Origin of the sequence: Bryocella elongata (assembly GCF_900108185.1) — a bacterium.
In the GTDB taxonomy this organism is placed as follows: domain Bacteria; phylum Acidobacteriota; class Terriglobia; order Terriglobales; family Acidobacteriaceae; genus Granulicella; species Granulicella elongata.
The window spans coordinates 1,020,179-1,042,058 of record NZ_FNVA01000001.1 but is presented as its reverse complement, the minus strand read 5'-3'; the positions used below and the strand labels follow the sequence as shown (position 1 = coordinate 1,042,058).

Here is a 21,880-nt window from a genome sequence, read left to right as displayed (position 1 = left end):
TCTGTAAGCCATGAATCACAATCGCATCACTGTCTTGGGTAGTTTTGTCGCCGATCTGGCTTTTCGCGTCGATCGCCTCCCGGCGCGGGGCGAGACGATACTCGGGCCATCGTTCGTCCTCGGCCCGGGCGGGAAGGGATCGAACCAGGCGGTCGCCGCAGCCCGTTCCGGAGGCCACGTCAGCTTCATCACGAAGCTGGGCCGCGATCCGTTCGGCGATATAGCGCGCAAGCTTTATGCGGACGAAGGCATCGATACCGGCCACGTCTATGAGGCGACCGTGCCGACGGGGGCGGCTGCGATCCTCATCGACGCTGCCAGTGGCGACAACGCGATCATCGTCGTCCCGGGGGCCTGCTTCACGATCACGACGGATGAGGTTGATGCTGCCCGGGAATTGATTGCAGGCTCTTCGGTGCTGATGGCGCAGCTCGAGCTTCCTCTGGAGATCGTCGAGCATGGGCTCGCGCTGGCTCGATCGCTGGGAGTCGCAACGATCCTCAATCCTGCTCCGGCGGCTGCTCTTCCGGAGCACCTGTATCAGCTGGCGGACTACATCACGCCCAACGAGAGCGAGGCCGAAGCGCTCACCGGCGTTGCTGTGGTAACGCTTGCCGACGCAGAGCGAGCAGCCGATGTGTTTCTCGCAAGGGGAGTGAAGAACGCGATCATCACGCTGGGAGCGCAAGGGGCGTTCGTGAAGAACGCCACCATGAGCGCCCACGTTGTGGCTCTCGATGCCGGAGCCGTCGTGGAGACCACCGGTGCCGGCGATGCGTTCAACGGAGGCCTCGCTGTGGCGCTCACCGAAGGTCTTCCGCTGGAGGCGGCCGTCCGCTTCGGCTGCGCCACGGCAGCCATCTCCGTAACGAGGCCTGGCACAGCTCCGTCGATGCCGCATCGCGCGGAAATCGATTGCCTGCTGGCTTCACATGCAGGCACTACGACACAACCAGCAACGGCATAGCGCAGCATCCCCCGGGCAGTCCTGTGGGTGTTGCGGTAGGATGGTGGCGCCGGGAGAGGGAGATTCGTTTCATGGTCAAAACGCAACGCCGCTACCAGGAGGTCGCGGCCAGGATCTCGCGTTACGTCGCAGAGCACGGGCTACAGCCAGGAGCCCGCCTGCCGGGTGAGATCGATCTCGCAAAGGTCTGCGGCGTCAGCCGCCCGACCATCCGCGAGGCCATGGTGGCTTTGGAGATCGCCGGCGAACTGGAGATTCGTTCCGGCTCAGGAGCCTACGTTCGCGAGGCCGTGAATCCCATGTCTCTGGTGCTGGACTCCGGGCCAGGGCCATTTGAGCTGCTGCGCGCTCGCACGCTCATCGAGGGCGAAATCGCCGCAGACGCTGCGGTGTACGCTTCCGCGAGCGATCTCAACAAGATCGAAAAGACGCTTGAGAACATGCGCAAGATGGTCGCGTCGAAGACAAATGCACAGGTCAGCGACCGGCAGTTTCACGTCGCGATTGGTGAAGCTGCGAAGAACAGTGTCCTAGCCTCGATCGTCGACGGACTCTGGGCAGGCATGTTCGCCCCGATGTATCACCGCCTCAGCCAGCGCGCTGGACTCGACCGCCACCAGGAGGCAGCGCTGGTGGATCACGAGGCAATCTTCAAGGCGATCGCCGAGCGCAACCCCAACGAAGCCCGCCGCGCCATGCGGCTCCATCTCTACCACGTAGAAGAACATCTCACCAGCGACGAAGCTGGCGGCAAGGAAGAAGCCCAGGCTTCCACTCCGCGCACACGCCGAGGGAAGACTGATTCCAGCGATCGCGATGTGATCACGGCTTAGTGGACCAACCTCAGAGAACAGCAAGCGGGGCCGGAATATCCGGCCCCGCTTGCTGTTCTCGCTGAATGAATCTGCGCCAGATTTCGCCTGACGGCGGCGTTACTTGGCGAAGAGCTGACTCAGATCAGCGAATGACTTGAACTCGAGGGCGTTGCCCGAGGGATCGAGGAAGAACATCGTCGACTGTTCACCGACCTCTCCCTTGAAGCGCGTGTAGGGTTCGATCACGAACTTGGTCCCTGCCGCTTTCATGCGCTCGGCTAGAGCTTCCCAGTCTTTCTGCTCAAGGATCACGCCAAAGTGCGGGACCGGCACATCGTGACCGTCGACCGGGTTGCGGTGCGCCTCGTCACGGCTTCCGGGCTTCATATGCGCGACGATCTGATGACCGAAGAAGTCGAAGTCGATCCACGTATCGGAGCTTCGTCCCTCTGGGCAGCCCAGCACCGTTCCGTAAAAGTGACGAGCTGCGACGAGGTCGTTGACAGGGAATGCGATGTGAAACGGACGGAGCGTGCTCATTTGGATGATGATCTTTCGTGCGCTGGATTTGATTCGTTGCGTTGCCGAACCGCCGGGGCCGGGAACACGGTTCGATGATAGCGAACGATTGTTCCTCGGATAGCAAGAACCGAGCAGCTTCCCGGCACGTATCTATGTGTGTCGAGCCGCTCGGTCAGGCCAACCAGCTCCTGGTTACCAAAGGCGGCAGTCGACAGGGATACTCAGGACCTTCGTGGGATGGCGCTTTCGTCCAATTGCGTCTTTGATAGCGATAGATCATGCAGGAACGTTTTTCCTTCGTGGCCGAGCTCTTGGTGAAGGAGTGGCATGGGAATTCCGGTAATTCTGGCAGACAATCAGGTGATCTTCCGGACCGGGACTGCTCGCGTGATTGCCCAGGAGCCTGGCCTGGAGATTGCCGCACAATGCCCCGATCTCGAACGCCTTCAGGAGGCTGTCGGAAGCATCAGCCGCTCCGTCGTCATCTTCCCGTCGAGCATGACCAGGGATCTGGACAACCTGCTCGATTGGGTGAAGCAGGCCAGCAGCCGGGCGATCATGATCCAGGAGCACGGAACTGAGACTGCCGAGCCCGTGCGCAGTCGTCTGGATGGGCTTGTGCTGCGCTCTGTGGCTGGTCCGCAGCTTACAGATGCGATTCGCCGCGTGTGGCGGGGCGAGCGCTTCGAGCAGCGCGCTACCGTCAAGGAGATGCCATCCCCGGATCGCGTTGGCGTCCGAGTGCTGGAACGGCTCACGCCTAAGGAACTTCAGATCGTTGCGCTGATTGCCGAAGGCTACAAGAACAAGGGCATCGCCGACCTGCTGGGAACCAAGGAACAGGTGGTCAAGAACTATCTGCGGTCGATCTATGACAAGACCGGGGTAAGTGATCGTCTCGAGCTTGCGCTGTTCACGGTGCACCATCGCGCCCTGGCAGACGCCGCCGCCCGCGTTCGCGCCGAGCTGGTGAAGAGCGCATAGAAACAGATTCGAGAGACGAGATACGGCCTGAAGGTCGCGTCCGTCTCCCGAATCCAGTCTCGCCGATTTTCTAAATCCCCATCCGCTGTTCCTGCTCCTCATCGTGTTGTGAGACGACGCCAATCTTCTCAGCAACCGACTTGGCCTGCGTAAAGAGCAGCAGATAGTCCGGGCCGCCGGCCTTGGAGTCAGTTCCGGAGAGGTTGAAGCCACCAAAGGGGTGAGCTCCCACCATCGCCCCGGTGCACTTGCGATTGAAGTACAGGTTGCCGACGTGGAACTCGTCGCGGGCGCGCGCCAGCTTCTCGCGGGAGTTCGTGTAGAGCGCTCCGGTGAGGCCGTACTCGGTGTCGTTGGCGATGGCCAGCGCGTCATCGAAGCCCTTCGAGCGGATGACCGCGAGCAGGGGACCGAAGACCTCTTCCTGGGCGATGCGCGACGTAGGCGCGATGTCCGCGAAGATCGTCGGCTCGAGGTAGTAGCCGCCTTCCTTGTCGATGGCATTGCCACCGGCGATCAGTCTGCCTTCGGTCTTGCCGATCTCGATGTAATCGAGCACCCGCTTCTTGGCGACTTCATTGATCACCGGGCCGAGATACACGTTCTCGGCGGGATCGCCGACTTCAAACTTCGAAACTCGCGCCGCAAGGCGATCGCAGAAGACGTCATAGATCGAGTCCTCGACGATGACGCGCGAGCAGGCCGAGCACTTCTGGCCGTTGAATCCGAAGGCCGAGGTTGCAACGCCCTCAACGGCTGCATCGATGTCGCAGTCCGCCTCGACGATGATGGCGTCCTTGCCACCCAGCTCGAGGATGGTGCGGCGGATAAAGCGCTGGCCTGGCAGAGTCTTCGCTGCATTGGCGTGGATCTCGAGCCCAACCTTCTTCGAGCCCGTAAAGGCGATGAACCGGATCGCGGCGTTCTCGGTGATAGCGCGCCCTACGTCGGGACCACCCTGCACGAGGTTGATGACGCCATCGGGAAGCCCCGCTTCAATCATCAGTTCGACGAAACGGGCAGCGATCGTCGGTGCGTCGGGCGAAGGCTTGAGCACGACTGTGTTGCCGGTCACGATCGCCGCGCAGGTCATACCCGCCATGATGGCGAAGGGGAAGTTCCACGGCGGAATGACAGCCCCAACGCCCAGAGGAACGTAGCGTAGCAGATTCCGCTCACCCGGAAACTGGATGGGAGTGGTGGCGGCGTCCAGCTTCAGTGCCTCGCGCGCATAAAACTCGAGGAAGTCGATGCATTCGCCTACGTCAGCGTCGGCCTCAGCGAAGTTCTTGCCAACCTCGAGCGTCAGCCACGCGCAGAAGTCGAGATGCCGCTCGCGAATCATCGAAGCCGCTTTGAGGAGGAGCCCCGCACGATCAGAGACGGTTGTGTGCTTCCAGGTGGCGAAGGCCAGCTGCGCGGCGTCGATGGCGGCCTGAGCCTCTTCAGGTCCGGCCTCGAAATGGGTGCCGACGATCTCAGCGGGCCGCGCCGGATTCACCGAGTGGAACTTCTTCGCAGTCCGCTCCGGGCGGCCACCGATGTACAGGTCGTAGCTCTGGCCAAGGGCGGAGCGAGCTACCCCAAGCGCCTCCTGCATCGCGTTCTTGTTCTCTGCGGTGGTGAAGTCAGTAAAAGGCTCATTGCGGAATGGCGTGAAGTCTTCAAGTTTCATGGCATCTTTCATTGTACGAAGGGCGCAGGATTGGCGCTTGGAGCGCTCGCGGCCTGGCGGACGGTTAGGGGGAATGCAGCGCCAGCCTCAATCTGCGGCGGCATCGAGCGACTGCGGCGCAGCGGCGATCTGGCAAGCATCGAGCGCCAGCAGCAAGACCCGCCGCAGAGCAAGCTCACGACCTGTGGGGTCGTAGAACTCGGCGAGGGTGTGAACTCCGGCGCCGTGTCCACCCGCGCCAACCGCCAGCGCAGGGATGCCCAGCGAGAGCGGGAGGTTCGCGTCGGTCGAACCGATTCGCAGCTCGGTTCCGATCCCCAGGTGACGGTCCACAGCGCTCAAGGATTGAGCGATCGCCGATCCTGGCATCAGCATCGCCGCCGGGCGATCGCCAATGCGTTCGGCGTGAAGCGTAAGCCGCAGGTCCGGGATTACGGCCTTGACCCCTCCGGGAGATGGAGCCGGTGCCAGTGGCTGGTTGTAGCGCTCTACCGCGTTCGTGAGGACGCGAAGGACGGCCAGCTCGGCGCGGTCGATCTCAATGGGAGCGATGGACCGCAGGTCAAAGTCGGCAGTGGCAAACTCGGGGATGGAGTTGACAGACGTTCCGCCGCGAATCGTACCTACGTTCAATGTGGTCCGCGGGCGCTGCGGGAGGCGGAGATCGCCCAGCTTCGCGATGGCCTCAGACAGCGCGATGATGGGGTTAAGCCGGCCGGCATCGGCCCAGGAATGTCCACCTGGCCCTCCAACAGTCACCCGCAGCCGTCGGCCGCCCAGAGCCCGGTTGACGGCCGATCCTGTCCCGCTACCTTCCAGCGCCAGAGCAGCTCCGATGCGCTGAAAGTACTCAGAGCCTGAACCAAAGAGGTGGCGCATGCCGCGAAGGTCGCCTTCTCCCTCTTCGCCGACGTTAGCCGCAAAGAGGATGGTGCACGCAGGCTCGACGCCCGACCATTTCATCGCAGCAGCCAGGCCGAGTAGCCCTGCGAGACCTGCGCCGTTGTCGCACGATCCGGGCCCGAGGATCCGGTCGCCATCCTCACGCGGTGTGCAGTCCGTCCCTTCCGGGAATACGGTATCCAGGTGTGCTGAGAGCAGCATCAGGGGAGGATCGGGTCCTTCGTTCGCTCCGCGGAGTTCGCCCAGCGCATTGCCGATTGCGTCGATGTGGACGTTCTCGAGGCCCAGATCCTGGAAGCGGTCCCGGAACCACGCGGCCCGGGGACCTTCCCCGAAAGGCGGCGCAGGGATGGCAAGAAACTCCAGCTGCCAGCGGCGGAGTTGAACCTCATTCAGGTGCAGCCATTGAAAGGCCTGATGCACCGCACGCAACTCCGCCAGGCCAGCGATGCGGCGCGGCGCGGGCGGCAATGGAAAGCTCATCGCGCGACTTCCTCATGTTCCGCGACGATATCCATCCCGCGCGATTCCATTCCAGAGGCCTCCAGGCTCGTGCGATCCAGCCGCATGTGCTCGAAGATTGGATGCGGAGGGTAGATCACTTCGGCCAAAAAAAGTCCTTTAGCCGGCGCTGTAGGGCCGGCTGCACTGCGATCTCTCGCCGTGAGGATGCCGGTCATCCGCTCTGGTGTCAGGGCCCCGCGACCGATCTCCACCAGTGTGCCCACGATGTTGCGGACCATGTGGTGGAGAAATCCCGAGCCGTGGATTCGGAAGGTGAGCAGTTCTTCCGTTCGGGCCAGGGCAATCGAGTGAATCGTTTTGATCGGGTTAGGGCCAGATTCGCCCGGGTCCGAGTCGTCGTCTGCCAGCCGTTGCCCCTTGTCCAGGTCGCCTGCGGCAAAGCTGGAAAAATCCTGCGTTCCAATCAGCGGCGTAGCCCCGCTCTCCATGGCCGCGAGATCCAGAGGCCACCGGCAGTCCCACACCCAGGGGGCGAGAAACGGGGAACATGCGCGTTCCGGCAGGCGACCAGCGAGCAGCGGACCGCCGTGCCTGCGACGCTCGAAGAGCCGGTATTCGTAGATCTTGCCGCGAGAGCTGTGCCGCGCGTGGAAGGAGGCGTCGACCTCCTCCGTCGTGAGCACACGGATGCTGGGAGGTAAGACACGGTTCAGCGCGCGATGGAGGTTCGCGACGGGAATCCTGACCGCGAGGCTGAAAGAGGCCACCTGGCCCAGCGCATGAACCCCGGCGTCGGTTCGCCCCGAGCCCTGCGGAAGCACGTTTTCCCCGGTGACCTCGGCGATGGCGTGCGCCAGGCAGCCCTGCACGGTGCTCAGGTCCGGTTGCACCTGCCAGCCGTGATACGGCGTTCCGTCGTAGCTCAGGGTCAGCTTGAAGTGCGGCACTCCTCCACGATACGGGAGCGGTGCGATCGGACGCCACGGGGGCGGCAGGGAAGCACTGGACTAAGACGGGCGGGGCTGGCACTCACCACCCCCGCACCTCGGTTCCGCACCTATACTTGAGCTTGTCCTGAGCGCAAAGGGAACCAATCGGGCACAGTCCGCGTAGCTGACTGTGCCGGGCAGCAATCGTCCATCCATGTGCCGCTCCGGCTGGAGAGTTGATCGTGAACTGGAAGCATGGGCAGGCTGCGGCCTGCGTGGCCCTCGTGGTGTGGAGTTCGGTTACACCGGCCGTGGCGCAGGTCGCCGCAGCACAGCAGGTATCTTCGAACGCCGCGCCGGTGAGCGCGGCACTGCCTGCGGCTCCGAACCCCACGCAGCCGCTCTTCCTGCGGCCGACCGCGCACGATTACAGCAAGGGCCATTCGGGCTTTCCCAACCCTTTGAGCTGGTATCAGCGGACGGACTACCCCGAGCCGCGCCTCACAAACACGCCCCGCCTCGACGACCTCCTGCGCGACGGCAAGATCTACCTGAGCCTGTCTGATGCTGTGACGTTGGCCCTCGAGAACAACTTCGACATCGCGATCGCCCGCATCAACCTGGACATCGCAGACACGGATCTGCTTCGTGCCCGGGCCGGAGCCTCGTTGCGCGGCGTCTCCACGGGCCTCGTGACGAACACCATCGGCGGCTCAACCTCGACCATCACCAGCGGCGGTGGCCCGGGCGGTACCAGCAGCGCTGCCGGTGGTTCAGGTACCGGCTCGGGCGGTATCGTGCTCAGCACCAATGGTGCGGGCCCGACGCCCGAGAACATGGATCCCACGCTGACCAGTGCGATCGAGTACCAGTCGCAGAAACAGGCGCAGGCGACGCCCCTGTTCAGCGGCGGTCTGCCTTCGATCTACAACAACACCGGCACCTTCAACTTTGGCTACACCCAGGGTTTCCTCTCGGGCACGCAGATGCAGGTGACCTTCAACAACCAACGCGTGAGCACGAACAACCCGAACAGCGCGTACACACCGCAGCTCAATACGAGCCTCGTCGCGCAGGTAACGCAGCACCTCTTGCAGGGCTTCGGCCCGGGGATCAACGGCCGCTTCATCCTGCAGGCGAAGAACACCCGCCAGATTACGGATGCGGCCTTCCGGCAACAGCTGCTCTACACGGTCAACCAGGTGGAGAACATCTACTGGGCACTGGTGAGTGCCTATGAAGATGAGCAGGCCAAAGAGCGGGCGCTCACCCAGTCCTCGCAGCTCACCGCCGACAATCGCAAGCAGGTCGAGATCGGTACGCTGGCCCCGCTCGATGTGGTGAACTCCGATGCTTCGGTCGCCAGCGATAAACAGGCGCTCGTCGCTTCGCAGACCAATCTTGAATACCAGCAGTTGCTGATGAAGCAGGCCATCGCTCGCAACCTGAATGATGCCGCGCTGTCCGCTGCTCCAGTGATTCCGACGGACCGCGTCAGCCTCGAGCGCCTGCCTGAAGAGGACGTCACTGCCGATGACCTTGTGAAGGAGGCTTACTCGAACAACCCGCAGATCGAGCAAGCCGTCCTGAACATGAAGAACAACCAGATCACTATCAAGGCAGAGCGGAATGGCCTGCTCCCGGTGGTCGACGCCTATGGCTTCTATGGCGGTAGCGGGCTTGGTGGTACGGTGAGTCCGGCGTGCGCGCAGGAAGTCCAGCTCTACGGCTTCCCGATCTCCGCGTGCCCTACCAATTCCGGCTATGGGTCGGTGCTGAACAGCACGTTCAACAACACCAACCAGAACTACGGCGTCGGGGTGAACATCAACATCCCGCTGCGAAACCGCGTGGCCCAGGCCGACCAGGCCCGTTCACAGATGGAGCTTCGGCAGAGCGAGATGCGCCTGCAACAGCTCTACACGCAGATCCGCATGAATGTGATCAACAGCCAGTTTGCGCTGACCAATGATCGCGCTCAGGTCAACGCCTCCCAGGCTTCGCGCGACTACGCCGCGCAATCGCTGGACTCCGAGCAGAAGAAGTATCACCTCGGCGCTTCCACCACGGCTCTCGTGCTGCAACAGCAGCGTAATCTCGCGCTGTCGGAGAACACGTTGATCGCCGCAAAGGCCGCGTACGCGAAGGACCGTGCAGCACTGCGGCAGCTGCTCGCCTCAACCCTGGACGACTATGGCATCAGCATCACCGATGCCGCTTCGGGCTCGATATCGAAGGTCCCGGCGATCCCGGGGCTCACGAAGCCGGAGCCTCCGGCAGCACCCAAGCCGATTCCGGCTGTAGCTCCGCCACCACCCGCAAGCTAGTCTTACCGCAACCTCCACAGCAACGTGCCGGCCTCATCGCCGGCGCGTTTGTTTTGTCGCTCGTGGATTGCGGATCGGGGGCTCTGTGAATCAACCACAGTGCCCGCCGCGTAGACTTAAGCACGTATGAGTCACGAGCATTCCCTCAACGCACTTGCCAACTCCGCATCCGCTTACCTCCGCTCCGCACGGCATCAGCCGGTGAACTGGCACGAGTGGGGCGCGGAGGCTTTTGAGCGCGCCCAGCGCGAGAACAAGCCCGTCCTGCTGGACATTGGCGCGGTCTGGTGCCACTGGTGCCACGTGATGGATCGCGAGAGCTACGAAGATCCGCAGATGGCCGCGATGATCAACGACCTCTTCGTTGCGGTGAAGGTCGATCGCGACGAGCGCCCCGACGTTGATGTCCGTTATCAGAGCGCCGTCTCAGCGATCAGTGGGCAGGGCGGCTGGCCACTGACCGCATTCCTCACGCCGGATGGCAAGCCCTTCTTCGGCGGCACGTACTTTCCTCCCGACAACCGTTATGGCCGCCCGGGCTTTGGCTCCGTCCTGCGATCGATTGCGGGGGCTTACGCCGAACGCCGCACCGAGGTGGAAGAGACGGCTGCGAGCGTGATGAACGCCATCGAGCACAATGAGAGCTTCTCAGCCTTCGCGAAGGATCCGGGAACGCCGCTGCTTGAGAAGCTCATCGGGGCGGCGCTGACCTCGTACGATCCGCGTAATGGCGGCTTTGGCTCGCAGCCCAAGTTCCCGCACTCGGGTGCAATCGATCTTCTGCTGGATGAAGCTACGCGGGGTACGGCGTTGTCGGATAAGTCGCGTGAGGTCGCGCTGACCACGCTCAAGCGTATGGCGCGAGGCGGCATCTACGACCAGCTCGCCGGCGGCTTCCATCGCTATTCGGTCGATGAACGCTGGATCGTGCCGCACTTCGAGAAGATGGCGTATGACAACTCCGAGCTGTTGAAGAACTACGCGCATGCCTTCGCCAGCACCGCCGATCCGGAGTTTGCCGCCGTTGCGAAGGACATCATACGGTGGATGGACGGTTGGCTTTCCGATCGCGTCCATGGCGGGTTCTACGCTTCACAGGATGCCGACGATTCGCTCGATGACGATGGCGACTACTTCACCTGGACGCGCGACGAGGCCGCGGCGGCACTCACGCCCGAGGAGCTTGAAGTAGCCGCGGCATACTTCAACATTCGCGTCGTTGGCGACATGCACCACAATCCGTCGAAGAACGTGCTGCACGTCCCGGCAGACATTGCAGTCGTGGCGAACACCCTTGGCAGGAGCGGCGAAGAAGCGCAAGCTCTCCTTGAGGCCGCCCAGGGCAAGATGTACGCGGCACGGCTGCAGCGCCGCACGCCGTATGTCGACAAGACCATCTACACCGGTTGGAACGGCATGTGCATCTCGGCGTACCTCATCGCCGGCCGCACGCTGCGCCTCGCCGAGCCCGTTGCGTTCGCGCTGAAGTCGCTCGATCGTGTACTCGATGCGGCGTGGGATCCGGAACTTGGCCTTGCTCGCGTGGTCGCTTACGGCGAAGGTGGTACCACAGTCCGCATTGATGCCGTCCTCGACGACTATGCGTTCCTCGCCGCCGCTGCGCTGGATGCATGGGAAGCGACCGCAGAGATCCGGTACTACCTGGCAGCCAAGGGGCTCGCCGACCAGATGGTCAAGCGTTTTTACGACACGGAGGGCGGTGGCGGATTCTTCGACGCAGAGACCAAACCCGGAGCTCTCGGCGCACTCTCTGCACAGCGCAAGCCGCTGCAGGACTCTCCGACGCCCGCCGGAAACTCAACTGCAGCGATGGTGCTTCTGCGACTCAGCGCACTGGCCGACGATCCTCAGTACGAGAAGCTCGCACGCGAAACGCTGGAGGCTTTCGGTGGCATGGTCGAGCACTTCGGCCTGTACTCCGCAAGCTACGGGCTTGCGCTGCGTCGCGCGATTTCGGGTTCGGTTCAGGTATGCGTTGTGGGTGACGATTCAGCGGCGGCGGACATGCAGCTCGCCGCCACAGCCCGCTTCATGGTCAACAAGAGTGTCATCTCCGTGCGTCGGGACCAGCTGAGGACGCTTCCCCCCGCTCTATTGCAAACCTTGCCGAACCTTCCTCATGAGCAGGGCGGCGTCGCTCTGATCTGTCGCGGAAGCTCGTGCCTGCCACCGGTGAGCAGCGGAGAGGAAGTCATCAACGCTCTGACGGAGTAGGCCGTCAGAGCGTTGTCACGCTCCCGGGGTGGGCGTCGATGGCAACGGCTCCGCAGCCGCGTCCGCCTTGGCCTTTGCGGCCTCGGCCTTCGGGTCGGGGCTCTGCAGGATCATGGTTGAGCTCGTCGAGCCAAAGGCAATGCTCTCGTCGGCAAAGGCCTTCAGGACCCGGCGGCGAAGCTCACGCAGCACGCCGTCGCGCTGGTTCACCATCACCCGGACGGTGATGGGATAGATCACCTCGTAGCCGGAGATCTTGTCGACGCCGGGGATCGAAGGATCGCTGATGACGATGTCCTTGAAGGCCACATCGTTCCGCACGGAGGTCGCGAGCTGCTGCAGCACGCGCAGGACACGATCTGGATCTTCGCGGGCATCGACACTTACATTCAGCGTGCCCACCGCGAAGTCGCGCGAGAGGTTCGACACCGTCGTGATCTGCGAGTTGGGAACGATGTACAGCGTGCCATCGCCATCACGCAGGCGCGTGATGCGCAGCGAGAGATCTTCCACCGTGCCGGTCAGGGACGCGATTTTGATTGTGTCGCCGACGTTGTACTGGTCCTCAATGAGGATGAAGATGCCGGTGAGCATGTCCTTGAAGATCGACTGCGCTCCGAAGCTGATGCCAAGGCCGATGACTCCTGCCGACGCGATGAACGGCCCGAGAGAGACGTTGAGCGCGGCGAGGAATTCGACGAACAGGTAAAAGCCGATGACACCGTAAGCCGTCGCGCGTACGATGGCGGCCATGGTGCGCAATTGGGCAGCCCTCTGCGAGTTTCCCACCAGCTTGTCGGCGCGATGCTGCAGGCGGCGAACAAAGAATGCAGTCACGCGCTGGGCAAGGAACGCCAGAAGAAACGCCACGACCAACTTCGGAACGCCGTTCTGGACGAAGGCGATCAGGTCTGTGTGCCACCCCTCAAGGATGGCTTTGAAGAAATGCTCATCCTTGGGGATCGTGCCGCCAGCAGGCGACGAGTCCAGCACGTGTGCAGTGGTCGTATTCAGCGAGGCAGAGATATTTTGTAGTCGGCTCATCGTTCGGTACCTCTAGGATTCAGAATACCGAGCTGGATGATGCCTGGTCCGCGAAGGAAGTAGAGTCCTCGAGGTGATGCGATGAACAGCGAACACAAAGTGACGGAAAAGAGGCGGACAGCGTCCTGGCTGGCCGGTGCAATCCTGATGCTGCTGGGTGTGTCTTTGGGCGGCGGTCAGAGTACTCACCCTTCGCCGCTCGATGGCGGGGCTGTGGGACCTCCACCTACGCCAAATATGCAGGACGAGACGGATCCGCTCGTGAAGACCCGCGAGGCTACGCAGGCGCGCACCTACGCGACGGATCGGCAGAGGAAGCTCCTCGCCGACGCTGACAAGCTGGTCGAGCTCTCCAATGACCTCAAAACTGAGGTAAACAAGTCAACCAAGAACGATCTCTCGCTCACCGTCATTAAGAAGGCCAGTGAGATCGAGAAGCTCGCCCACGAGATGAAGGATCGCGAGCGCTACTAGCGCACCTTATCCGGGAGACCTTCGCTCATCTGGCCAGGGCAGCTGGCAGATTGAGTTGCGGTTCGGTCATCCCGGCCGACGTTGTGGCTGTGGACTGCAGCAGCGCGACGATTTGAGCCGGGGTGAATGCGGGTCGTTCCGCGCGCAATATTGCAACAGCTCCGGCGACGAGCGGCGCCGCCGCGCTGGTTCCCATCGCCTGCACATACGGGACATGGCCCAGCCCGAAGCAGCCGAAGCTGGAACCGGTGGTTGCAGGAAGGCCGTCAGTGGTGTTGCTAAGCCCACTGGAGCACGCTCCGCGCACGAAGCCGCTCACCCCGGTATCGGGGCCCTCAGGATAGCTTCCACCCGGCGCGGAAATCGCTCCGGTCACGCCATAGTTGCTGTAGTAGGGGCGAGTGATCGCACCGGCCGCGCAGGTTGCATTCTCCGCAAGGTTCTCCGCGCAGGCTGGGTTCGTGTCAGCCACGACCGCCAGGACGCCGCGCGCTTGCGCGGGAAGCTCGATATAGCGGCCTCCGCCAAGGTTGAGGCCATCGTTGCCGACGGCGGCGACCACAACAGCTCCGGCCTGCTCCGCCGCATAGGTCGCGCTGTCGAACTGTGCCTTCCATCCGGCGCCATCACCGGTGGTCAGGTCGACGACCGAACCCAGGGACAGCACGATCACCGTCGCATGCTGCTCGACGGCGTCGTTGATTCCCGCGAGCACCCAGCTCAACAGCCCCCCGGGCTGTCCAGCCTCGCACTGCGCGACCGTTGAGGCCCCCGTAGCCGATGGAAGACGCTCCAGAACCTTAATGTTGAGCAGGGAAGCCTGCGGAGCGACACCCACCACGTTCCCTGTGCCGGAGCCGAGCGCACCCGTAGCCAGCGATGCGACCCACGTGCCGTGCCCCGTCTGGTCCTGCGGGCTGCCGTCGTCGCAGGGGCTTGGCTCGCCGTTCTGGGTCTGGTCGACGAAAGAACTCTGGTACACGAGGTTCGGAGCAATGTCGGGATGCGTGGCGTCAACGCCGCTGTCCAGCACGGCAATGCGCGCTCCCGCGCCTGCAGAGGTGTTCCACGGCCCTGTTGCCGGTCCACCGGCCACGCCAGCTCCGTATCCACCAGCCTGCCGGACGGCCCAGCCCTGCGGCGAATCGTAGTAGGTGTCGTAGGGGGAGACAACCGGAGGAGGAGGAGGAGGAGGAGGAACCGTTGCGGGTGGTGGCGTCAGGCTCTGGTCTCCAATGGAGCTGAAGATCCTCGGCACCAGGCGCGTCGTACTCGTGGGAGGAGCAGTCGGGGAACTCACAATGGCCGAACGGGCGACAGCCCTGTTCGGTGTCTGAGGAGATGCGAAAGCATCCGCATCAGGGCTTGTCGCGAAGAGGACAGCATGCCCGCGAACAACGCGATCCTGCAGGACGACCGCCACTTCAGGCCGTGCCGCAAGCCGGGATCGCACACTGGCTTCGTTCGCAGGCGCTATCGACACGGTGGACACACCAAGGTGTCGCAGGTGCCGTGCGGCGGGGGCTCCAGCAGCGGACAACAACGCATCGGCGTCGGCGGGGATATGGCCATCACGGTAGATGACAACCAGGTGTCCCGGCACTGTCTCGGCAACGATTGAGCTATCCGTAGATGTGAGACGTGTGCCAGGTGCGGCTGACTGGGCATTCGCGGTTGAAACCGAGAAGAGCAGGCACTGGGCGATGAGACCGGTAACGAGGAACGTGGTTTGGCGAAGAGCGGATGAGGAAAGGCGAAGCACTGGGAGGCCCTTTCGAGAGCGCAACGTACGACTCAACGGAAGGCCTATCGGCGGGGCTGCCAATCGATCTCAGCCGTGGTGCAGCGGTCGTGTGACGTGCGACACCATCAGAAACGGCCGTTTCGCCCACTTTGGAATGCCGCTCTCCGCCGCTGGAACATTCCTCTTGCGGCGCGTCCCGGCTAACTCGCTCCGCGGCACTTCGGAGCACGAGGTTTCCGCTGCAGCCTGCCGTCGCAGGCAACGATAGCTCTGTGGATCGCCCCACTCCACGAAACCCGGCCAGCGGGTAAAATCTGTAACGGCAGTGAAAGACCTGGGCCGAGAGGAGAACTAGCTGTGGCGCGTGCGACGTCGACCCCTGTGCAGTCCGCGGACGCACCCGCTGACCTTGCAGACCTTAGCGACCTTAGGGGCTCGCAGCCCATTGCAGGCGGCCTGAACGCCGCACAGCTCGTCCGTTTCTACCGGCTCATGTACCTTTCGCGAAAGGTCGATGACCGCGAGATCCTTCTCAAGCGCCAGCAGAAGATCTTCTTCCAGATTTCCTGCGCGGGACACGAGGCTCTTCTTGTCGCCGCAGGCCTTGCCCTGAGGCCCGGATACGACTGGTTCTTCCCGTACTATCGCGACCGCGCCATTTGCCTTGCGCTTGGCCAGACCGCCGAAGAGCAGCTTCTGCAGGCCGTGGGTGCCGCAGACGACAAGCAGTCGGGTGGCCGCCAGATGCCCTCACACTGGACCTCGCCGGAGCTGCACATCGTTTCGCCGTCCAGCTCCACTGCCACGCAGTGCCTGCATGCGATCGGCTGCGCAGAGGCTGGCCGCTACTTCTCGCATCACCCCGAGTCGGCGAAGAAGCCCGATCCGGCACTGTTCGACTACCGCCAGTTCAAGGACGTCCAGTACCACGGTGACGAGGTGACCTACGTCTCGATCGGCGAGGGTTCGACGTCGCAGGGAGAGTTCTGGGAGTCGCTCAATTCGGCTTCGAACAACAAACTTCCCGTGATGTATGTCGTTGAGGACAATGGCTACGCGATCTCGACCCCGGTAGAAGCGAATACTCCGGGCGGCAGCATCTCGAAGCTCGTGGCGAACTTCCCGAACTTCCACTTTGCCGAAATCGACGGCACCGACCCGATTGCCAGCTATGAGGCGATGGTCGAGGCTGTCGCGTATTGCCGCTCCGGCAAGGGACCGGCGCTGGTACATGGGCACGTCGTGCGCCCGTATTCGCACTCGCTTTCCGATGATGAGCGCAAGTACCGCAGCGAAGAGGAGATCCAGGCCGACGCGCTGCGTGATCCCATCGCGAAGATGCAGGTATGGCTGCTCGAAAAAGGAGTCCTCGATCAGCGTGGACTCGACGAGCTTCACAAGAGCGTGGAGGACGAGGTCCAGGTCGCAAGCGATCGTGCCGTGGGAGCCCAACCCGCCCAGCCCCCAACGATTCTGCTGCACCAGTACTCCGAGAACCTGAATCCGACCGACGGGCGCTTCTCCTCGACGCCGCAGAACAGCGGTGAGGACCGCACCATGCTCGACCTCATCAACACCTGCCTCCGGGACGAGATGCGCCGCGACGAGCGCATCGTGGTCTTCGGCGAGGACGTCGCTGACGCCACACGCGATCAGGCTCTGCGTGCAGGTGCGGTGAAGGGTAAGGGGGGCGTCTTCGGCGTGACTGCCGGGCTGCAGTATGAGTTCGGCAACGACCGCGTTTTTAACTCCCCCCTCGCCGAGGCCAACATCGTCGGCCGCGCCATCGGCATGGCCGTACGCGGCATGAAGCCCGTCGTTGAAATCCAATTTTTTGATTACATCTGGCCTGCTATGCACCAGATGCGCAACGAGATGAGCGTGATGCGCTGGCGCTCGAATGGCACGTTCTCCTGCCCGCTCGTGATGCGCGTTCCTATGGGTGGCTACCTCACGGGTGGTTCGATCTATCACTCGCAGTCGGGTGAGAGCATCTTCACGCACACACCTGGTGTGCGTGTTGTGATGCCATCGGACGCACGCGATGCCATCGGCCTGCTGCGCACGGCGATTCGGTGCGACGACCCAGTGCTCTTCTTCGAGCACAAGAACCTGTACCGTGCGGTCTATGGTCGCGAGCCGTATCCGGGACCGGACTACACGGTGCCGTTCGGCAAAGCGAAGGTCGCTCGCAAGGGTAAGGACCTGACCGTGATCACCTACGGCGCCGTTGTTCCGCGGGCGCTCGAAGCGGCTCGCCGCATGGAAGTCGAGAAGGGCATTGACGTCGAAGTGATTGACCTGCGCTCGCTGAGCCCGTACGACTGGGAAGCCATCGCAGAGTCGGTGCGCAAGACGAGCAAGGTGCTCATCGCGCATGAGGATATGCAGAGCTGGGGCTACGGTGCGGAGATCGCCGCTCGTATCGGCGATGAACTCTTCCACGACCTGGACGCTCCGGTACGCCGCGTCGCGGGTATGGACACCTTCGTCGCCTACCAGCCCATTCTCGAAGACCTTATTCTGCCGCAGGCGGGGCGCATCTTCGACGCGATGGTGGAACTGGCCGCGTTCTAGACCCACTGCGACACGAGCGACTGCAATGAAGAGAGCCTGGACTTTGGTCCAGGCTCTCTTCATTGCAAGCGCCCTGCGCGCTAGGAGGCCTTTTCGAACGTCAGGTAAACCAACGTCTGATTGAGCAGCATGTAAGCGATCTCGCCGAACGTGATGGGCCCGGTCCAGTCGCCCGTCTTGGTGCCTTCGAGTCCGGCATAAAGGTAGTTCAGGATGCAGTTGCAGGTGAACACCGGATTCTCGTGGTTGTCGACGAGGCGATTGCGGAACTCCGTGGCATAGTCGGCCACGGGGGCGGCAGCCTTATATTCCACTCCCGGAAAGACCGGAGCGTAGAAGCTAACCTTACCTGCGAGCGCGTCCACGCTGCGGACACTCACGTTGACATGCGCCCCCATGTAGTCCGCCACCAGCGGGAGCCGGGTGTCGTAGGCGTGCTCTGTCAGGTAGGCCGAAAAGTTACGCGCCTCGCCGTTGACGAAGCACTCCGTCACGTCGAAGCCCACGGCCGGGAACGTAAGCACATCGCCAGCGGCCGGCTCGAAGAGGTTGATGATGTTCGCGTGAGCCATCAATTCCGAAACGAGCTCAACGTGCATCACGACGGCCTTCTCCGCGGAACTTTCCCCCGTAAGACCATTGAAGACCTTTGGCGTCGCTGACCCGATCTGGTCAACGTTCACACCGGCAATCCAGCCGATGAGCGGACGATCGAAGACACCCGGCCAGTTCGAGCAGTCCTGCGCGAAGACGCTGTGGGCTTTGCTGAACGCCGGAATCAGAATGTAGGCAAACCCGTTGGCGGGATAGTCTGCCGCCAGGCCGCAGAGCTCTTCCGCCGAGTAGAACCGGGCCGAGATCTTCGCGACCTCCTTCGGGAGAATTGTCACCTGGAGAGACTGCTGGGTGTGGGCTCCGCCCTCTTCGGTCATGAAGTAGGGAGTCGTGGCCCCGATCCAATCGCCCTTGGGCAGTGTTGAGAGCAATGCCTCATCGCCCGCGACCCATACCCGCTGTCCGGCCTGGATCAAAGACGAGACCTGCTCGCTGGTCATCATCGAAATCTGTGCTGTTTCTGTCATCTGCCTTCTTCCTTCCGGGAAATGCGATGTGGGCTATCCGAAGATGAGGGGGAGCTCATTCTTCACGGCGCCGTAGTTCTTCTCAAAGTAGTCATGGACTTCACTGATGGCGCGTTGCAGCGTCGCGTCAGAGGTGTCCAGTTGAAGCCGGACCTTGATGCGGGCGAACAGCATGCGAGTTGACAGGCTGCACTTCTGAATGGCGGGGACGTTGCTGAATGCTCGTTTCCACCGCGGATCCTGTAGAGAAGGGATCATCGTGTTACTCCTTGGCAAACCGGAGTTCTCCGGGACCTGCCACACTTCATGCGCCCCGACCGGAATCCGGGGGTATTGCGTGTTTCAGTCAACGCAATGTATCGGCGCCCGTCTGCGGAGCTCGCTTTGCGGAGTGAAATGCGACAGTCGCAGCTGTTGGGGTGGCGAATTTCGCGCCCTCGGACATCCGCGCCGCGATCAACCCACGGTATTCATCGCGTGATGCGATGAATACGACGTGGTTCACAGAGAAATTCATTCCTTTTCTCGCGACCATGGCTCCGGTTCCGGGTATTACTGGGCGTGCCCTGTTTTTGACGGCGCAAAGTCGCCATCCCACGGGACGTGAAGGAGTTCCCCATTTATGCGCCCTGAACGCAACGCCTCCCGCTACATCCTGTGCGCCTTCAACGCGTCAGTGACTGCTGTCCTTTGTGCGCTCATGATGGTCCCCCCCGCGATTGCTGCTCCTCTCGATGGCGAGACTCCAGCGCAGGCGTCGCGCGAAGTCAGACTTACCGGGCACGAGCGTGCACTTCAGGCGCTCAATCGGCTCACCTTCGGCCCTCGTCCTGGGGACGTAGCGGCTGCCGAGCGGATGGGGCTGGATCGCTGGTTCGACCAGCAGCTTCATCCCGACCGGATCGACGACGCAGCGTTCCAGGCGGAGCTCGCTCAATATCCTGCGTCGCAGATGAAGAACTCTGACCTGATGCGGCGGTTTCCGCCTCCGCAGGTCTTGAAGCAGATGGCCAGTCGAGGCACGCCGCTTCCGTCCGATCCGGTCGAGCATGCGATCTACGCTGACGCCCTGGCGAACTATGAAGCTCAGCAAAAGAAGCAGAGCGCAGGCCAAAGAGAGCAGGCGGACGGCGCCGCTCCCGGCATGGCGCGGCCGCTGACGCAGGCTGCGGGAGAAGCCAATCCCGAAGGCGACATGGCCGACTCCGCGATGATGCAACCGTCGGCTTCACGGGGCAGCGGGGTAGCACCCGCGGACACCGCCAAAGGGAAGAAAGGCAAAGCTCTTAAGCACTCCGAAGTCATCGCCGCGATGGATCCGGCCGACGCCCGGCAGATCGTCCAGCTTCCCTCCGACAAGCGCTATGACCGCCTGCTTGCAATGTCCGGCGAGGAGTCTGTCGCATTTCGTGAGGCCCTGAAGCCAGCGCAGCGCGCGTTGCTGACGCAGGGCATGACGCCAGCGCAGACCGAGGTCGTGCTCGCGATGCAGGGCCCGGCGCGCGTCGTTGGGGCCGAGGCCATGGAGACGCGGCTGCTGCGCGATATCGACTCCAACCGCCAGCTGCAGGCGGTGATGGCTGACTTCTGGCTTAACCACTTCAGCGTCTACGCCCGCAAGAACCAGCTCGAGCCGTACATGCTCGCGACCTACCAGCGCGATACGATCCTGCCGCGCTCGCTCGGTCGTTTCGAGGACCTGCTGGCCGCTACTGCCGTGAGCCCAGCCATGTTGATGTATCTCGACAACTGGGAGAGCATCGGGGACCATTCGCTCGCCGCCGATCGCGTCAAGAATATTCAGTCCCTCCGTCCCGACGCCGCTGCCGCGCAGAAGCTGCCCAAAGGCATCAACGAGAACTACGGCCGCGAGCTGATGGAGCTGCACACCCTCGGGGTCAACGGCGGCTATACGCAGAAGGACGTCATCGAGGTCGCAAAGTGCTTTACCGGCTGGACGATCGATCGCCCCTACCAGGGCATGTTTGCGCAGCAGCCGATGGGCGCAGGCATGGGCCGCTTCGGCGGTCGCGGCGGGCAGCGCGGGATGCAGCAGTATCACAGCGCGCCGGGTGAGTTCCTCTTTGATCCCAACCGCCACGAACCCGGGACCAAGGTCGTCCTCGGGCACGAGATCAAGGAAGACGGTATCAAGGAAGGGTTTGAGGTGCTGCACATCCTTGCAACCAGTCCGGCGACCGCTCACTTCATCTCGCAGAAGCTGGCCGTGCGCTTCGTCAGCGACGATCCTTCCCCTGCGCTGGTCGACCGGATGACCGCCACGTGGATGAAGACCGACGGCAACATCGCGGCCGTGCTCTCGACTATGTTCCACTCACCGGAGTTCTTCTCACCGGCGGTCTATCGCGCCAAGGTGAAGACGCCGATTGAGTTCATGGTCTCGGCGCTGCGTGCGAGCGACGCGCATGTCGTCAACCCGTTGCCCTTGGTTCAGGCAATGGATCGCCTGGGTATGCCCGTCTACGGGATGCAGACGCCGAACGGCTACTCGTGGAAGGCAGATGAATGGGTTTCGAGCAACGCGTTGATCGCGCGGATGAACTTCTCGCTGGTGCTCGCCGGAGGACGGCTGCCGGGAGTGAAGACAGATTGGCCTGCGCTCCTGGGGGCGTCTGATAGCGGTGTAACCTCCGGCCACCCCGGAACGCTGACGGAAAACAGTCTGGAGACGCTTCTGATCGGTCAGGCAGCCTCCGACCGGACACGAGAGGCTGTCCTGGCGCAGTTCGACAACCCGAACACGCAGATCGAGGCCGAACGGAACTTCCGCGCGCAGCCAGCCCCGCAGACAGCGGAGCTTTCGGGCGAGGATGCAGCCGGTAACACCATGCAGGGACAAGGTATGCAAACCGCGCCAAATGCCGATATGCAGTCCGGAGCCATGCTGTTGCGAGCGAAGGCGGCAAAAGGACGTCGCAATGCAGGCGGTGGTTTCGACGCCGTCGCAGCCGCTCCCGCGACGCCGCTCGACACCATGGCTGGGCTCCTGCTGGGCTCTCCGGAGTTTCAGCGCCGGTAGCAAGTCCGGCTCACTCGCGTCGGAGGAAGGGCAACTTCTGCCAGCCGGCGGCGTTAACATCAACAGCAACGGAGCCGAAAGGCTCGTCGGGCACGAT

Annotated in this window: 17 protein-coding genes; 9 read left to right on the top strand and 8 right to left on the bottom strand. The window is 62.8% G+C overall.

The features are described 5' to 3' along the window. Nucleotides 1–10 precede the first annotated feature (10 nt). On the top strand, nucleotides 11–967 hold the full coding sequence (rbsK, locus tag C4S68_RS04315) for a ribokinase (RefSeq protein WP_103931739.1): 957 nt from the start codon (nucleotides 11–13) through the stop codon (nucleotides 965–967). Nucleotides 968–1,038: 71 nt separating this feature from the next. Beyond that, nucleotides 1,039–1,800, top strand: coding sequence for a FadR/GntR family transcriptional regulator (locus C4S68_RS04310; RefSeq protein ID WP_103931738.1), 762 nt, complete (start codon nucleotides 1,039–1,041; stop codon nucleotides 1,798–1,800). 99 nt (nucleotides 1,801–1,899) lie between these two features. Here the strand turns inward: C4S68_RS04310 and C4S68_RS04305 are convergent, their stop codons facing one another. Continuing rightward, nucleotides 1,900–2,322, bottom strand: a complete 423-nt coding sequence (locus C4S68_RS04305; protein WP_103931737.1) for a VOC family protein — start codon at nucleotides 2,320–2,322, stop codon at nucleotides 1,900–1,902. Nucleotides 2,323–2,631: 309 nt separating this feature from the next. On the opposite strand from C4S68_RS04305, the gene C4S68_RS04300 reads away from it, so the two are divergent. After that, a complete protein-coding gene (locus C4S68_RS04300; RefSeq protein ID WP_103931736.1) occupies nucleotides 2,632–3,288 on the top strand; it encodes a response regulator transcription factor in 657 nt (218 codons plus the stop codon). A 70-nt stretch (nucleotides 3,289–3,358) separates the two neighbouring features. Here C4S68_RS04300 and pruA read toward each other — a convergent pair whose 3' ends face one another. The 3 genes from pruA to truA form a co-directional block, all read right to left on the bottom strand. Further along, nucleotides 3,359–4,963, bottom strand: coding sequence for an L-glutamate gamma-semialdehyde dehydrogenase (pruA, locus tag C4S68_RS04295; protein WP_103931735.1), 1,605 nt, complete (start codon nucleotides 4,961–4,963; stop codon nucleotides 3,359–3,361). An 87-nt stretch (nucleotides 4,964–5,050) separates the two neighbouring features. Beyond that, the gene (locus C4S68_RS04290) at nucleotides 5,051–6,349 is read right to left on the bottom strand and encodes a M20/M25/M40 family metallo-hydrolase (protein WP_103931734.1); all 1,299 of its coding nucleotides are present in this window, start codon (nucleotides 6,347–6,349) and stop codon (nucleotides 5,051–5,053) included. Next, on the bottom strand, nucleotides 6,346–7,278 hold the full coding sequence (gene truA / locus C4S68_RS04285; RefSeq protein ID WP_103931733.1) for a tRNA pseudouridine(38-40) synthase TruA: 933 nt from the start codon (nucleotides 7,276–7,278) through the stop codon (nucleotides 6,346–6,348). The genes C4S68_RS04290 and truA overlap by 4 nt, the downstream gene beginning before the upstream one ends. A gap of 224 nt (nucleotides 7,279–7,502) precedes the next feature. On the opposite strand from truA, the gene C4S68_RS04280 reads away from it, so the two are divergent. Both C4S68_RS04280 and C4S68_RS04275 read left to right on the top strand, forming a co-directional pair. Then, nucleotides 7,503–9,587: a TolC family protein gene (locus C4S68_RS04280; protein WP_103932179.1), complete on the top strand. Its 2,085-nt coding sequence runs from the start codon at nucleotides 7,503–7,505 to the stop codon at nucleotides 9,585–9,587. 126 nt (nucleotides 9,588–9,713) lie between these two features. After that, complete coding sequence (locus C4S68_RS04275; protein ID WP_103931732.1) at nucleotides 9,714–11,822, top strand: thioredoxin domain-containing protein; 2,109 nt, start codon at nucleotides 9,714–9,716, stop codon at nucleotides 11,820–11,822. A 15-nt stretch (nucleotides 11,823–11,837) separates the two neighbouring features. Here C4S68_RS04275 and C4S68_RS04270 read toward each other — a convergent pair whose 3' ends face one another. Next, nucleotides 11,838–12,866, bottom strand: a complete 1,029-nt coding sequence (locus C4S68_RS04270; protein WP_103931731.1) for a mechanosensitive ion channel family protein — start codon at nucleotides 12,864–12,866, stop codon at nucleotides 11,838–11,840. An 81-nt stretch (nucleotides 12,867–12,947) separates the two neighbouring features. On the opposite strand from C4S68_RS04270, the gene C4S68_RS22865 reads away from it, so the two are divergent. Continuing rightward, the gene (locus C4S68_RS22865; protein WP_146072003.1) at nucleotides 12,948–13,340 is read left to right on the top strand and encodes a hypothetical protein; all 393 of its coding nucleotides are present in this window, start codon (nucleotides 12,948–12,950) and stop codon (nucleotides 13,338–13,340) included. Nucleotides 13,341–13,365: 25 nt separating this feature from the next. On the opposite strand, the gene C4S68_RS04260 is transcribed toward C4S68_RS22865, so the two are convergent. After that, nucleotides 13,366–14,598 (bottom strand): S8 family serine peptidase, encoded by a 1,233-nt coding sequence (locus C4S68_RS04260; RefSeq protein WP_235011339.1) that lies wholly within the window; start codon nucleotides 14,596–14,598, stop codon nucleotides 13,366–13,368. A 126-nt stretch (nucleotides 14,599–14,724) separates the two neighbouring features. Here C4S68_RS04260 and C4S68_RS23510 point away from each other — a divergent pair, with 126 nt between their 5' ends. Both C4S68_RS23510 and C4S68_RS04255 read left to right on the top strand, forming a co-directional pair. After that, complete coding sequence (locus tag C4S68_RS23510; RefSeq protein WP_235011338.1) at nucleotides 14,725–14,961, top strand: hypothetical protein; 237 nt, start codon at nucleotides 14,725–14,727, stop codon at nucleotides 14,959–14,961. A 567-nt stretch (nucleotides 14,962–15,528) separates the two neighbouring features. Beyond that, nucleotides 15,529–17,661, top strand: a complete 2,133-nt coding sequence (locus C4S68_RS04255; RefSeq protein ID WP_235011410.1) for an alpha-ketoacid dehydrogenase subunit alpha/beta — start codon at nucleotides 15,529–15,531, stop codon at nucleotides 17,659–17,661. 80 nt (nucleotides 17,662–17,741) lie between these two features. Here the strand turns inward: C4S68_RS04255 and C4S68_RS04250 are convergent, their stop codons facing one another. Both C4S68_RS04250 and C4S68_RS22860 read right to left on the bottom strand, forming a co-directional pair. After that, nucleotides 17,742–18,743 (bottom strand): DUF6976 family protein, encoded by a 1,002-nt coding sequence (locus C4S68_RS04250; RefSeq protein ID WP_200821464.1) that lies wholly within the window; start codon nucleotides 18,741–18,743, stop codon nucleotides 17,742–17,744. A 33-nt stretch (nucleotides 18,744–18,776) separates the two neighbouring features. Continuing rightward, the gene (locus C4S68_RS22860; RefSeq protein ID WP_146072002.1) at nucleotides 18,777–19,001 is read right to left on the bottom strand and encodes a hypothetical protein; all 225 of its coding nucleotides are present in this window, start codon (nucleotides 18,999–19,001) and stop codon (nucleotides 18,777–18,779) included. A 364-nt stretch (nucleotides 19,002–19,365) separates the two neighbouring features. On the opposite strand from C4S68_RS22860, the gene C4S68_RS04245 reads away from it, so the two are divergent. Continuing rightward, a complete protein-coding gene (locus C4S68_RS04245; protein WP_235011337.1) occupies nucleotides 19,366–21,783 on the top strand; it encodes a DUF1800 domain-containing protein in 2,418 nt (805 codons plus the stop codon). Nucleotides 21,784–21,880 lie beyond the last annotated feature (97 nt).

What these genes read in the sequence shown, in the direction of transcription:
- C4S68_RS04270 (WP_103931731.1), bottom strand. Translation starts at nt 12,866, where the DNA reads ATGAGCCGACTACAAAATATCTCTGCCTCGCTGAATACGACCACTGCA.
- C4S68_RS04250 (WP_200821464.1), bottom strand. Translation starts at nt 18,743, where the DNA reads ATGACAGAAACAGCACAGATTTCGATGATGACCAGCGAGCAGGTCTCG.
- C4S68_RS22865 (WP_146072003.1), top strand. Translation starts at nt 12,948, where the DNA reads ATGAACAGCGAACACAAAGTGACGGAAAAGAGGCGGACAGCGTCCTGG.
- C4S68_RS04300 (WP_103931736.1), top strand. Translation starts at nt 2,632, where the DNA reads ATGGGAATTCCGGTAATTCTGGCAGACAATCAGGTGATCTTCCGGACC.
- rbsK (WP_103931739.1), top strand. Translation starts at nt 11, where the DNA reads ATGAATCACAATCGCATCACTGTCTTGGGTAGTTTTGTCGCCGATCTG.
- C4S68_RS04275 (WP_103931732.1), top strand. Translation starts at nt 9,714, where the DNA reads ATGAGTCACGAGCATTCCCTCAACGCACTTGCCAACTCCGCATCCGCT.
- pruA (WP_103931735.1), bottom strand. Translation starts at nt 4,963, where the DNA reads ATGAAACTTGAAGACTTCACGCCATTCCGCAATGAGCCTTTTACTGAC.
- C4S68_RS04245 (WP_235011337.1), top strand. Translation starts at nt 19,366, where the DNA reads ATGCGCCCTGAACGCAACGCCTCCCGCTACATCCTGTGCGCCTTCAAC.
- C4S68_RS04310 (WP_103931738.1), top strand. Translation starts at nt 1,039, where the DNA reads ATGGTCAAAACGCAACGCCGCTACCAGGAGGTCGCGGCCAGGATCTCG.
- C4S68_RS23510 (WP_235011338.1), top strand. Translation starts at nt 14,725, where the DNA reads ATGCCCGCGAACAACGCGATCCTGCAGGACGACCGCCACTTCAGGCCG.
- C4S68_RS04305 (WP_103931737.1), bottom strand. Translation starts at nt 2,322, where the DNA reads ATGAGCACGCTCCGTCCGTTTCACATCGCATTCCCTGTCAACGACCTC.
- C4S68_RS22860 (WP_146072002.1), bottom strand. Translation starts at nt 19,001, where the DNA reads ATGATCCCTTCTCTACAGGATCCGCGGTGGAAACGAGCATTCAGCAAC.
- C4S68_RS04290 (WP_103931734.1), bottom strand. Translation starts at nt 6,349, where the DNA reads ATGAGCTTTCCATTGCCGCCCGCGCCGCGCCGCATCGCTGGCCTGGCG.